Here is a 12,860-nt window from a genome sequence, read left to right as displayed (position 1 = left end):
TGCATGAAAGAGTCAGCTATCGCCTTCGCATTGGTTTTCACGCCATGGCTGAGTTGGGCCCAGGTCAGCGACAGCTCCTCCGCACCCGTGGCCGCGCCCCCTGCCGGCATTGCGGTCGCCGCCAGCGCGGCCCCGGCAACAGCGCCAGCCATTGGCGTGGCAGCATCGAGCCCAGCCACGGTCGCAGCCACAATCGCAGCCAAACCAACACCCATTCCGCGCACCACCAACTCGCCACTCTTGTCCGCGCCAGCCTGGAAGAGCCTGAGCCCAGCCCAGCAGTCGGCCTTGCAGCCCCTGGAGCGGGACTGGAACAAGATGGACGACTTCGGCCGTAGCAAATGGCTGGAGATTGCGGCCCGCTACCCCGCCCTGCCCGCGGTTGAGCAGGCCCGCCTGCAAGAACGCATGCACAGCTGGGCTCGCATGAGCCCGGCCGAGCGCCAGCAAGCGCGCCTGAGCTTCCAAGACGCCCAGCAACTCAAACCAGATGCTCGTCAAGCCAAGTGGGAGGCCTACCAGGCCCTAACGCCCGAGCAGCGCCAGGCTTTGACCGAAAAGGCAGTGAGCAAGCAGATCAAGCGCAATGCCGCGCCCGGCCAGCAAGAAGCCGGCGCACAGCAGCAAGCCAAATCCAACCTGATCCCCTCCACCAGCAAGGGCTTGCCGAATCGTTCGGTGGCGCCTGCCGTGGTGCAGGCCAAGTCGGGCGCCAGCACGGTGCTCATCAACCAGCGCCTGAGTCAGCCCAGCCACCAGCAAGCCGGCCAGACCAAGGTGTTTGCCGACCCCAGCTTGGTGGACAGCAAGACCCTCTTGCCCAAACGCACGCCCCCGCCCCAGCAATGAGTTCTATTGAGACGACAAGCGCCGCGCCAATTGAGCGGCCCGGGCTGGCGCGCCGCATGGCCGCCTTCATGTACGAAGGCGTGCTGCTTTTCGGCGTGGTTTTTGTGGCGGGCTATTTCTTCTCGGCCATGACTCAACAACGCCACGCCATGCAGGGCCAGCATGCCTTGCAGGCTTTTTTGTTCGCGGTGCTGGGCATTTATTTCGCTTGGTTTTGGTCGCGCGGCGGCCAAACGGTGGCGATGAAGGCCTGGCATATCCGGGTGGTGGACCGCCAAGGCCTAGCCTTGAGCCAAGCGCGCGCCTTGGCGCGCTATGTGCTGAGCTATCTGTGGTTTGTGCCCGCGCTGCTCAGTGCCTGGGCTGCAGGCCTGCACAGCACCGGCGCCATCATGGGCGCCCTGCTCGCCGGCATTGCCGCTTATGCCTTGCTAGCATTGCTGCTGCCGCAAAAACAGTTTTTGCATGACGTGCTGTGCGGAACGCAGCTGATCACTCAGCTGCCGGTTAAGCGCGAGAGAAAACACGCGCTGAAAAACGCGCGCTGACGAAAGCTTAAACCGCGTCTTCGTCGGTCTCTCCAGTGCGGATACGCACCACCTGCTCCACCGGCGTGACGAAGATCTTGCCGTCACCGATCTTGCCGGTCTTGGCGGCCTTCAGGATGGCGTCGATGCAGCGCTCCACATCCTCGTCCTTCACCACCACCTCGACCTTCACCTTGGGCAGGAAGTCGACCACATACTCGGCGCCGCGATACAGCTCGGTGTGGCCCTTCTGACGGCCAAAGCCCTTGACCTCGGTGACGGTCAGGCCGGAAGCACCCACCTCGGCCAGTGATTCACGCACTTCGTCGAGCTTGAATGGTTTGATGATGGCGGTGATCTGCTTCATGGACTTGGGTCTCCGAATGGTCAATAAGAGGGCTTGCTTGATTTAAGCACGGAACTTTGAGGTGATTGGATAGCGCCAATCACGACCGAAAGCACGGTGGGTGATGCGTATGCCCACCGGCGCCTGCCGGCGCTTGTATTCGTTGATCTTGATCAGGCGGGTGACGCGTTCCACATCGGCCGGGGCATAGCCGGCCTGAATGATGTCTGCGATGGACTGATCCTGCTCCATGTAGAGCGCCAAGATGCCGTCCAGCACCTCGTAAGGCGGCAGACTGTCTTGATCCTTCTGGTCGGGCCTCAATTCGGCCGAGGGCGGGCGCGTGATGATGCGCTTCGGGATCACCGGGCCAATGCTGCCATCGGCGCGCCGTGTGGGCTGCTGATTCTTCCAGTTAGCCAGGCGGAACACCAAGGTCTTCGCAACATCCTTGATGACCGCAAAGCCTCCCGCCATATCGCCGTAAAGCGTGCAGTAGCCGGTGGCCATCTCGCTCTTGTTGCCGGTGGTCAGCACAATCGCGCCGAATTTATTGGACAAGGCCATCAGCAAAGTGCCGCGGATACGTGCCTGAATATTCTCTTCGGTGGCATCCAGCGGCAGGCCGGCGAACTCATCGGCCAGGCCGGCATTGAAGGCCTCGAACATGGGCACGATCGATTTCTCGTCGTAGCGCACGCCCAGGCGCTCGGCCATATCGCGGGCATCGATCCAGGAAATATCGGCCGTGTAGGGCGAAGGCATCATCACCGTGCGCACCCGGTCGGCACCCAGAGCATCCACGGCAATCGCCAGCACCAGGGCCGAGTCGATGCCGCCGGACAAGCCGATGATGGCACCAGGAAAACCGTTCTTGCCGATGTAATCGCGCACGCCGGTGACCAGGGCGGCCCAGGCTTGCGCCTCCATTTCCGGCAGGGGCACGACCTGGCCCTCAACGCTGCCGTCGGCGCTCACCTCGACCAGGGTCAAGGCTTCTTCGAACATCGGCGCGCGCGCCGCGACCTGGCCACGCGCGTCCAGGGCAAACGAGGCACCGTCAAACACCACCTCATCCTGGCCACCGACCAAGTGCGAATACAGCAGCGGCAAGCCCACATCAGCGACCCGCTCGGCCATGCGCTGCTCACGCTCTTCGACCTTGCCCAAATGGAAGGGGGAGGCATTGAGGACGCACAGCACCTGGGCGCCAGCAGCCTTGGCGGCACGCGCCGGCTCGGCAAACCAGGCGTCTTCACAAATCGTCAGGCCAAAGCGCAGGCCATCGACCTCAAACACCACCGGCGCTTCGCCGGCATCACGGCCGGAGACAAAGTAGCGGCGCTCATCAAACACCTGATAGTTGGGCAATTCGCGCTTGCAATAGGTCCGCAAGACCTGGCCCCCTGCCAGCACCGAAGCGGCATTGAAGCGGGCCGGCACGGCCCAGCTTTTGCTGCGCTGTTCGGCCGCACCGGCCCGCTGATAGGGGTGACCCACCACCAGATGCAGGCCCACGCAATCGCGCAGCTCATGGGCGATCCAGCGCAAGGCCTCGTCACAGGCCTCGATGAAAGCCGGACGCAGCAAAAGGTCTTCCGGGGGGTAGCCACATAGGCTCAGCTCTGGCGTGAGCAACAATCGGGCGCCTGCGGCGTGCGCGCGACGGCCCCACTCGACCATCTTTTGGGCATTGCCTAGGATGTCACCGACGGTGACATTGATTTGCGCCAGCGCGACTTTGACGGACATGAGGATTTGGATTGAATACGAGGCCGCACGATTATGTCATTCGGGTTCACAGCGACCCGCACGCGCTGCCACTCGAGGCCTGGAACGCACTGCTCACCGCCGCCGTCCAGCCCACCCCCTTCATGCGCCTGGAATACCTGCGGGCCATGCACGCATCAAACAGCGCCGTGGCGGCCAGTGGCTGGCAAGCGCAGTTCATCAGCGTGTGGCTGGACGAGACGCTGGTGGCCGCCTGCCCGGCCTATCTGAAAAGCCACTCCTACGGCGAATATGTGTTTGACTGGGCCTGGGCCGATGCCTACCAGCGCCATGGCCTGGCCTACTACCCCAAGCTGCTGGTGGCGGTGCCTTTCACACCGGTGCCGGGCAGCCGCTTGCTGGCCCTGGACGACGCCGCGCGCAGCGCCTTGATGCAAGGCTTGCAGGCGCTGGCCAGCCAGCAAAAGCTCTCATCCGCCCACCTGCTGTTTGGCACCGAGCAAGACCATGCAGCCGCGCAAAATCAGGGCTGGATGGCGCGCCACGGCGTGCAGTTTCATTGGCAAAACCGCCAGCCCCTGCCCTACGCTTCTTTCGAGGAATTTCTCGCCTCGATGCAACGCGAGAAGCGCAAAAAGATCCAGCAAGAGCAGCGCCGTGTGCGCGAGGCCGGCATTGTTTTTGAAGCCCGCGAAGGCGGGCAAATCACGCCGGCTGACTGGGACTTTTTCTACCGCTGCTACCAACTCACCTACCGCGCACACCACAGCACCCCCTACCTAACGCGCGATTTCTTCACCCAGATGAGCGAGCACATGGCCGCCAACTGGCTGCTCTTCATCGCCAAACGGGAGGATGGTGAGCGGGTCGCCGCATCACTGATCGCGATTGACCCCAGCACCGGCGCAGCCTATGGCCGCTACTGGGGCGCGCTGGAGAGCATCTCCTGCCTGCACTTCGATGCCTGCTACTACCAGCCGCTGCAATGGTGCATTAGCAAGGGCTACCGCCGCTTCGAGGGCGGGGCCCAGGGCGAGCACAAGATGGCGCGTGGCCTGCTGCCGGTGCCCACCCAATCCAGCCACTGGCTGGCGCATGCCGGCTTCAGCGACGCGGTGGCGGACTTTCTGGCCCAAGAAGGCCAGGCCATGCGCGGCTACGTCAATGAGTTGGAATCCCACCTGCCCTTCAAGCCCGAGCCATAAAAAAAGCGCCGTGCTTTCGCGCGGCGCTTTTGCTGGGCAGGCTTGAAACGAAGGCTTAGGCCTTGTTAGCGGCCTGGTAGGCGGCCATGCCCGAGACGATCTCGGCCTTGGCGGCTTCAGGGCCTTCCCAGCCCTTGACCTTGACCCACTTATTGGGCTCCAGGTCTTTGTAATGCTCGAAGAAATGCTGGATCGCGTTGAGGCGCATCTTATTGACATCCTCAGGCTTTTGCCAGTGGGTGTACATCGGCAGGATCTTGTCGATGGGCACGGCCAGCAGCTTGGCGTCGCCGCCAGCTTCGTCGTCCATCTGCAAGACGCCGATAGCGCGGCAAGTCACCACCACACCAGGGGTCAGCGCGAAGGGGGTGATCACCAGCACATCCACCGGGTCGCCGTCGTCAGACAGCGTTTGCGGGATGTAGCCATAGTTGCACGGATAGTGCATGGCCGTGGTCATGAAGCGGTCGACGAAGAGCGCGCCGCTCTCCTTGTCCACTTCATACTTGATCGGATCGGCATTCATCGGGATCTCGATGATGACGTTGAATTGCTCGGGCGCCTTGGCGCCAGGGGTCACGTTGTGCAGGCTCATGGGATTGTCAATTTGCCGAGGGGAAACCCGGATTCTAAGGGCAGGCCTTGCCCAGAACTGACGTGATGATGATTCCAATCAACACACCCTTGTTTACCCGCACACATTGGGTAAACACCCACACGCCTCAATTGCATTGCCGCAAGCCCATCCCTTAAGCTCAAGTGGCGTGACCTGACCCCAAAAGGCGCAGGCCTATTTGCATACGGACATTCCATCCATTACGGCAATCACTAGAACGGGAGACAGCTACATGTCGACGAGTTTGGCGCTGTATTTTGCTTTGGCCTGCGGCTTTGCCGCAGTGCTCTATGGCTTCATTCAAAGAAGCTGGATCTTGAGCCAGGACGCGGGCAATGCCCGCATGCAGGAGATCGCTGCGGCGATTCAACAAGGTGCAGCCGCCTATCTGGCGCGGCAGTACAAGACCATTGCCATCGTGGGCGTGGTCCTAACCCTTTTGATCGGCGCGTTTCTGGACCTCACCACCGCCGTGGGCTTTGTGCTGGGCGCATTCTTGTCGGGGGCTTGCGGCTTCATCGGCATGAATGTGTCGGTGCGGGCGAATGTGCGTACCGCTCAAGCCGCGACCAAAGGCATTGGCCCAGCGCTGGACGTCGCCTTCAAGGGCGGCGCCATCACCGGCATGTTGGTGGTGGGCCTCGGCCTGCTGGGTGTGAGCCTGTTTTTCTGGTACTTGAGCGGCGGCGAGAAGGTTGACGCCGCGACGCTGAAGCCGCTGCTGGGCTTTGCCTTCGGCTCCTCGCTGATCTCCATCTTCGCCCGCCTGGGCGGCGGCATCTTCACCAAGGGCGCCGATGTGGGCGCGGACTTGGTGGGCAAGGTGGAAGCCGGCATCCCCGAGGATGACCCACGCAACCCGGCCGTGATTGCCGACAACGTGGGCGACAACGTCGGCGACTGCGCCGGCATGGCCGCCGACTTATTCGAAACCTACGCCGTCACCCTGATCGCCACCATGACGCTGGGCGCCTTGATGGTGGCCAACGCGCCAATGGCCGCGGTGCTTTACCCGCTGATGTTGGGCGGCGTGTCCATCATCGCCTCCATCATCGGCTGCTACTTCGTCAAGGCCTCGCCGGGGATGAAGAATGTGATGCCGGCCTTGTACAAGGGCCTGGCGGTGGCAGGTCTGCTCTCCCTGATCGCCTTCTACTTCGTCACCAATGCCGTGATCCCGGATGACGCCCTAGGTGCCGGCACGCAGTTGCGCCTGTTCGGCGCCTGCGCCGTGGGCCTGGTGCTAACGGCCGCCCTGGTTTGGGTGACCGAGTTCTACACCGGCACGCAGTACTCGCCGGTGCAGCACATCGCCCAGGCTTCCACCACCGGCCACGGCACCAACATCATTGCCGGCCTGGGCGTGTCGATGCGCTCCACCGCTTGGCCGGTGCTGTTTGTTTGCGCGGCCATTCTGTGCGCCTATCAACTGGGCGGCCTGTACGGCATCGCCGTCGCGGCCACCTCCATGCTCAGCATGGCTGGCATCGTGGTGGCCCTGGATGCCTACGGCCCCATCACCGACAACGCCGGCGGCATCGCCGAGATGTCCGAGTTGCCCAAAGAAGTGCGCGATGTGACCGACCCGCTGGACGCCGTGGGCAACACCACCAAGGCCGTCACCAAGGGCTATGCCATTGGCTCGGCGGGCTTGGCCGCGCTGGTCCTGTTCGCGGATTACACCCATTCGCTGGAAAGCCGCGGCATCTCGGTGGCCTTTGATTTGAGCGACCCCAAGGTGATCGTCGGCCTCTTCATTGGCGGCCTGATCCCCTATCTGTTCGGTGCCATGGCGATGGAGGCTGTGGGCCGCGCCGCTGGTGCGGTAGTGGTGGAAGTGCGGCGCCAGTTCCGTGACATCAAAGGCATCATGGACGGCAGCGGTAAGCCCGAATACGGCACCGCCGTCGACATGCTGACCACGGCAGCCATCAAGGAGATGATCATCCCCTCGCTGCTGCCCGTCGTTGTGCCGGTACTGGTAGGTTTGCTCTTAGGCCCGGCCGCCTTGGGTGGCTTGCTGATGGGAACCATCGTCACGGGCCTCTTCGTTGCCATCTCGATGTGCACCGGCGGCGGCGCCTGGGACAACGCCAAGAAGTACATTGAGGACGGCCACCATGGTGGCAAAGGCTCTGAAGCACACAAAGCCGCCGTCACCGGCGACACCGTGGGCGACCCCTACAAGGACACGGCCGGCCCGGCGGTCAACCCGCTGATCAAGATCATCAACATCGTGGCCCTGCTGATCGTGCCGCTGCTGCCGGCAACCGTCAGCATCAAACCCGTGGCGGCCACCCCGCACGCGGTCACGGCGCCCTTGCTGGCCGATGTACCCAGCGTGCGCACCAATAGCGACGGCTCGGTCGCCTTCTACTTTGCCAGCGGCAAGGCTGAGTTGGCGGCGGATGCGGCAGGCGCGCTGGCGGCCGTCGTCAGCGGCGCTGCGGCGGGCAAGCAGGTGATTCTCAGCGGCTACACCGACGCCAGCGGCGACCCGGCCAAGAATGAGGAATTGGCCAAGCAGCGCGCCTTTGCGGTGCGCGATGCGCTCAAAACCGCCGGTGTCGCGGAGGACAAGATCGAGCTGAAAAAACCCGAAGTCCTAACCGGCAGCGGTGACGCCGCCGAGGGCCGCCGCGTCGAAGTACGCTTGCAACCCTAAGCTGCCGAGGAACCCAGTTTCAGACGATGGAATAAACAGCCCGCATGCGGGCTGTTTCTACTTTGAAGCGCCCCACTAACAGGCCACAATCAGCCCATCCGAAAATGCAGCCCGAACAGCCCCACATGTCGATGTCCTCTTCCGCGCTGTCCCGCCATGGCCTAGAACGCCGCCGCAGCCAGCTGAATGATCTGCATCGCTTTCTGGCTCAACAGGAGCAGGTCTTTGTCACGCTGCGCGAGCAGGTCCAGGCATTCGTGGATCGCTACACGCACAGCTTGGGCGAGCATTACCTGGAACTGGACGCGCTGGAATCGCAGCTGCATTGCGCCACCCATTACCTCGCCGAAGCCTTGCGCCGCAATGGCATCGAAGTGCCCTTGCCGCGCGCCCCGCAGGCCACCGCCCTGCCGGTGCTGCCTCAGCTGCCCACAGGCACGACCCTGCCGGCCCCGCCGGAAGCCGGGCAGGTCGAGCTGGCCCCACCCAGTTTGAAGACCTTGTATCGCCGCGCCGCCATGCGCATGCACCCGGACTTTGCCGCCAGCACGGTCGAGCGCCAGCGCCGCGAACAGGCCATGATGACGGTCAACGAGGCCTATGCCGCCAATAATCGCGCGCAGCTTGAGGCCTTGCTACTGGCTGCGGGCGAAAGCCCCTTGCGGGTGATGGGCGGCAACGCCGACGCCATGCAGACCTGGCTGACCCGCAGCGAGCAAATGGTGCAAGGCCGCCTGCGCGTGGTGCAAGCGCATTTGATCGCCCTGCAAGCTCACCCCATGCATCAGCTCTGGCAGGCCATTGCGCAGGCCGAACTCAAGGGCCTGGATCCCCTGTGCGTGATGGCCAGCCGCCTGCGCAGTCAGATCCAAGAGCGCCGCCGCGAGCTTTACATCGGCCAGCGCCTGCTGCCCGAATCCAGCCTAGCCCAAGCCTTTTTGCGCCGCCGCGTGGAACGCATGGGTGTGGCCCCCATGGCTGGCGCCGCAAGCAGCCAGCAAGCCAGGCGCAGTGCGCCGGCTGAGCAGCCGCTGTAAACCAGCGTTAGCCCTGAGCGGGCCTGTCGGCATGGCATGGCCTCGCCACGCATTCAACCAAGCTCGCCGCTCGACAGGGCCAATTTGGCCCAGCAAACCTCAATCCGCCGAGAGTGAAATGGTGGCCGGCGCCACCGGCAGCGGCAACTCACGCCCCTCCCACAGCAAGGGCTTGCCATCCGCTGCAGCGCGCGGCAGGCTCATGCTGCCAGGCCAAACCAGACGGGTCGGCGCACCGGCCTGCTCCAGCGTCAAGCGCCAACCCCAATCCGTGCGTTCAAGCGCATAGCTCAAGGGCCCGTAAGCCGTGGCAAGGCCGCGCACGGTCACATCGCCCTGGCTCAGCCACTCCGGCTTAAAACCCGCGCCGATCAACAACTGGCCTGGCTTCTCGCGCTCAAAAGCGAAGATATCCAGGGCCGAGCGGATGAAGTCGGATGACACCCAGGCATGCGGCATTTCACCCAGAAAGCGCGGCTCGCGCGCCTCCGGCAGTACCACCTCGGCCCATTGATTCCAGCCCGCCGGGCGCTGATGCTTGAAGAAGAAATCCAGCATGGCATGCGCGCGTTCCGCCTGGCCGAGGCGCACGAAGGCACACACCGTGCGCAACTCATATGGGGTGTAGTCCGTCCAGGTGCGCTGGCCTTCGCTGCGCGCATTCATCTCGCTCCAGTAGCGCTCAAAGGTGCCCGCCAGCAAGCTGGCCGGCAGCGCGTCTTGCGCCTGCGCCGGGTCAAGCGCGATTGAAGACGAGGTCGGGTCGAAATCCCCCCGGTCTGCAGCGCCGGCAATGGTGTCGATATGGAAGCGTTTGGCCGTTGCGGCAATGCTGGCCATCAACTCACCTTGAAACTCATCCCGCTGCGCCGCCCATTGCTCTGCCTGCTGATGCTGGCCCATAACGCGCGCCATGATGACGGCATCCTTGTAGCCACGCAGGGCCCAGAAATCGTCCCAGTAAGAGTAGGCCGGCTTGTCCGCATACCCCTCGTGGCTGATCGATGGCGGCATCAAGCCAAACAAATGGGCCCGCTCAATTTGGCGATTATTACTTTTGCGCTCACGCTGTCGCAGGCTCTCCATCCAGCCCATCACGGCCTGCACACGCGCCCAATGATGTTGCAAGAAATCATGGTCATGGCCGTGCCGCCAGACCTCAGCCACCGCATAGAGATATTGGCCTTGGCTGTCGTATTCATCCACAGGGTCGACACCGCGCACATCCACGCAGCAAGGCACCTTGCCACCGACGAAGACTCGATCGCCATACCAGTCGACGAAATCGCGAGCAGCCTCCAACTCGCCCATACGCAACAAGGCCGCAGCCATCATGGCGCCTTCGCGTATCCAACTGCGTGGGTAGGACCGAGTGCCGGGGCGCAGTACCACGCCGTCGCGTGACATCAAGATATGGGCCAATGAGCTGCGCAGGCTGTTGACGATAGGCTGCGCGCGGGCCGGCGCCTGGATGCTGACGCGATTGAGCCGCTCACGCCAAAGTGCCGCCACCAGATCCATGCGTTGGGCCAACTCCGCGGCCCCCAGCTGCCCCACCCTGCCGGGTTTGACGTCGGAGCCACTCAATGGCGCCACCCAACCCAAGGTGCGGGACTCACCTGGGGCGAGCAAAAAGCGGAACTGCAACATGCCCGAAGCCAACTCTTGCGGATCGTTCAGGCTGCCAAGATTTGCGCCACCCAGCAAGGCCTTGAGGGTCAAGCCCCCGTCAAAAGGCAGGCCGGTGATGAACTGCGGCACTTCGGTGGGGTGAGGCCCCGCCGCACCGTTCACCAGCAGTTCATTGTTCTGCCAGCGCAGGCTGCGCACCGCGCTGGCCCCACCCGGCATTGCCAAGTACTGCTGCGGCGGGTTCACCTGCCAGGGGCGTACAGCCAGTGCGAGGGTGTAGAGTTGCTTGCGCTCGCTCGTATTGCGCAGAACATAACGCGCCAACAAATTGGGCGACTGGCGCGGGCCATCGGCTGCAGCCTCCACGTCGAGACTGAACGCCGGATGTTGCCAATGCACCGTGGGCAGCGGCAAATAGCCATCGCGCAGGCTCTGCGTCACTGCCACGTTAGCCCAGCTAACCACCGTGCCGTCGTCCAACTTCACAACCGGCTCGATGCTGTAGGCGCCGCGGCCGACCTCCAGAGCACCGTCTTCACTCATCAGGGCTGAACGTTGGCCGCCTCCGTCCACGCCTACCAGCGTCCAATAGTTCTGCTCACCCAACCAGGCCCGCGGAACATCACCACGCGGCACCTCAGCCCGAGGCTTATCCTGGGCCAAGCTCGCCAAAACAACATTGATATTCGGCCATTGCGTAGCCGAACGAAGCTCCAGCAAGGGTTGCGCCATCACACTAGATTTGATGCGCAACCAGCGTGACTCACTGTCGGGCAAAAAGACGGCATCCAAGCCACCGTCACTGCCCTTGACGGTGCGCAAAGACTGCCAAGCCTTGCCATCCTGGGACGACAAAATCTCGTAATTGATCCCGCGAGCAAATGCCGGCCAACGCAAGGCCAAACCATTGAACTCGCGCGGGCTATGGAAATCGAAATCGACGAAGCCGCTGTCCACCAGCACCTTGGGCTCGATCACATTGATTGGCTCAGGCACCCGTTCGATCAAACTGAGATTCGCCAAACACAATGAGCCTTTGCCACCGGCACGGTCTCCAGCCCCAGAGGAAATGACAAACTCAATGCTTTGCGTGCTGCGCAAGCGCTTGTCTTTCGCCGGCCCACCAGCGAACTCAATTTGCCTGCTGCGCAGTTTCAGCTCGCTGTATTTGGCCGGCAAAACAGTGGCCGGCTTGTTGGCCCACCAGGCGTTCTCGCCAGATCCATCAAGTAGCTTGATCTGCAAATCATTGGGCCCACCAACGCCTTTTAGCTTGGTCAACAACTCGAAGCGCTCAGGCCAATTCACCGACAAGTTACGCCGCATCACGGCGTAACCGACGACTCCGCCAAAGTCATAGTCCAAGCACAGGCCGCCACCGACCTCGTGGCGCAAACTGGCTCGAACCTGCTCAGAGCCCGATGCTGTCCACGGAGAACTTGCAACAGGCGACCTCGCCGCCTTGCTGGCCTTAGTCGACGCCTGCGGCAACGAGGCGGCCTTGAAGTCGTCCAGCACTTCCACGCGTGTGCCAAGCTTCTGCACCGGCGTTGGCTGATCTGCTGAACTCGGCAAGGACATCATGGCCGTTGCCATTGACATCAAAGCCCCCGCGACATCGCCTCGAATCAACCTCACTTGACGCTCCTCATCATTGAGCGCGCTTGGCTCAATACCCCACCAGACGAACCAGAAGGTAGCGCGACTGCCGTGTCAACGCAGACCACTCATGCACCCACCGCCAGCAGGCAGACCCAAATTTCTCGCTGTAGACGCGGCGGCTGAACTATGAACCGATTATGCAGGTAAGGCCGTGAAAGCTATGCTTGTTTGCCCAAGTAGCCGATTTAAGCGATATGACGCGAAACGGCTGTAAGCGGTTAACACGATGATTGACCAAACGCGGCGACGGCAACTGAACAGCAATAGCCCAATCAAAAGCGGCGCCCCAAAGCAAAAAACCCCCAACTCTTGCGAGCTGGGGGTTTTGCTTAATATTAGCCTGACGATGACCTACTTTCACACGGGAATCCGCACTATCATCGGCGCTGAGGCATTTCACTGTCCTGTTCGGGATGGGAAGGAGTGGGACCGCCTCGCTATGGTCATCAGGCTTAACTGGTTGATCTGCTGTTCAATCGCTCGAACAACCGATCCAATTTGTAGAGTCGTATTATGACACCGTTTGAGGGTTTGTCATATTACTCGAATCAGCTTTTTTGATTGCGCTAACACCGACTTCTTTGAAGAAC

The 12,860-nt window shown here is 62.4% G+C and carries 9 protein-coding genes and 1 rRNA gene; 5 read left to right on the top strand and 5 right to left on the bottom strand.

Features of this window, described 5'->3' with window-relative positions; translation table 11 throughout:
• Positions 1-3 precede the first annotated feature (3 nt).
• Both AT984_RS04110 and AT984_RS04105 read left to right on the top strand, forming a co-directional pair.
• A complete protein-coding gene (locus tag AT984_RS04110; RefSeq protein ID WP_082679775.1) occupies positions 4-849 on the top strand; it encodes a DUF3106 domain-containing protein in 846 nt (281 codons plus the stop codon).
• Entirely contained in the window at positions 846-1,397 is a 552-nt protein-coding gene (locus AT984_RS04105; protein WP_058719018.1) for an RDD family protein, read from the top strand. The genes AT984_RS04110 and AT984_RS04105 overlap by 4 nt, the downstream gene beginning before the upstream one ends.
• Before the next feature lie 7 nt (positions 1,398-1,404).
• Here the strand turns inward: AT984_RS04105 and AT984_RS04100 are convergent, their stop codons facing one another.
• Together AT984_RS04100 and AT984_RS04095 are read right to left on the bottom strand one after the other, a co-directional pair.
• Positions 1,405-1,743, bottom strand: coding sequence for a P-II family nitrogen regulator (locus AT984_RS04100; protein ID WP_058719017.1), 339 nt, complete (start codon positions 1,741-1,743; stop codon positions 1,405-1,407).
• 42 nt (positions 1,744-1,785) lie between these two features.
• On the bottom strand, positions 1,786-3,474 hold the full coding sequence (locus AT984_RS04095) for an NAD+ synthase (RefSeq protein ID WP_058719016.1): 1,689 nt from the start codon (positions 3,472-3,474) through the stop codon (positions 1,786-1,788).
• Positions 3,475-3,485: 11 nt separating this feature from the next.
• Between AT984_RS04095 and AT984_RS04090 the strand changes: the two genes are divergently transcribed.
• Positions 3,486-4,658: a GNAT family N-acetyltransferase gene (locus AT984_RS04090; protein WP_058719015.1), complete on the top strand. Its 1,173-nt coding sequence runs from the start codon at positions 3,486-3,488 to the stop codon at positions 4,656-4,658.
• A gap of 55 nt (positions 4,659-4,713) precedes the next feature.
• On the opposite strand, the gene ppa is transcribed toward AT984_RS04090, so the two are convergent.
• Positions 4,714-5,253: an inorganic diphosphatase gene (gene ppa / locus AT984_RS04085; protein ID WP_058719014.1), complete on the bottom strand. Its 540-nt coding sequence runs from the start codon at positions 5,251-5,253 to the stop codon at positions 4,714-4,716.
• 253 nt (positions 5,254-5,506) lie between these two features.
• On the opposite strand from ppa, the gene AT984_RS04080 reads away from it, so the two are divergent.
• Both AT984_RS04080 and AT984_RS04075 read left to right on the top strand, forming a co-directional pair.
• Complete coding sequence (locus tag AT984_RS04080; protein ID WP_058719013.1) at positions 5,507-7,939, top strand: sodium-translocating pyrophosphatase; 2,433 nt, start codon at positions 5,507-5,509, stop codon at positions 7,937-7,939.
• A gap of 125 nt (positions 7,940-8,064) precedes the next feature.
• The gene (locus AT984_RS04075) at positions 8,065-8,976 is read left to right on the top strand and encodes a hypothetical protein (protein WP_156421884.1); all 912 of its coding nucleotides are present in this window, start codon (positions 8,065-8,067) and stop codon (positions 8,974-8,976) included.
• A gap of 99 nt (positions 8,977-9,075) precedes the next feature.
• On the opposite strand, the gene AT984_RS04070 is transcribed toward AT984_RS04075, so the two are convergent.
• On the bottom strand, positions 9,076-12,003 hold the full coding sequence (locus tag AT984_RS04070; RefSeq protein ID WP_058719011.1) for a hypothetical protein: 2,928 nt from the start codon (positions 12,001-12,003) through the stop codon (positions 9,076-9,078).
• Positions 12,004-12,608: 605 nt separating this feature from the next.
• Positions 12,609-12,721 (bottom strand): 5S ribosomal RNA (rrf, locus tag AT984_RS04065).
• Positions 12,722-12,860 lie beyond the last annotated feature (139 nt).

Origin of the sequence: Paucibacter sp. KCTC 42545 (assembly GCF_001477625.1) — a bacterium.
Taxonomy (GTDB): domain Bacteria; phylum Pseudomonadota; class Gammaproteobacteria; order Burkholderiales; family Burkholderiaceae_C; genus Paucibacter_A.
The sequence above is the reverse complement of the archived record's forward strand: the minus strand, read 5'-3'. Positions and strand labels throughout refer to the sequence as shown.

Bases quoted from the DNA above. Each gene is read 5' to 3' on its own strand.
- AT984_RS04110 (WP_082679775.1), top strand. From the start codon at position 4: ATGAAAGAGTCAGCTATCGCCTTCGCATTGGTTTTCACGCCATGGCTG.
- ppa (WP_058719014.1), bottom strand. From the start codon at position 5,253: ATGAGCCTGCACAACGTGACCCCTGGCGCCAAGGCGCCCGAGCAATTC.
- AT984_RS04095 (WP_058719016.1), bottom strand. From the start codon at position 3,474: ATGTCCGTCAAAGTCGCGCTGGCGCAAATCAATGTCACCGTCGGTGAC.
- AT984_RS04100 (WP_058719017.1), bottom strand. From the start codon at position 1,743: ATGAAGCAGATCACCGCCATCATCAAACCATTCAAGCTCGACGAAGTG.
- AT984_RS04105 (WP_058719018.1), top strand. From the start codon at position 846: ATGAGTTCTATTGAGACGACAAGCGCCGCGCCAATTGAGCGGCCCGGG.
- AT984_RS04080 (WP_058719013.1), top strand. From the start codon at position 5,507: ATGTCGACGAGTTTGGCGCTGTATTTTGCTTTGGCCTGCGGCTTTGCC.
- AT984_RS04075 (WP_156421884.1), top strand. From the start codon at position 8,065: ATGTCGATGTCCTCTTCCGCGCTGTCCCGCCATGGCCTAGAACGCCGC.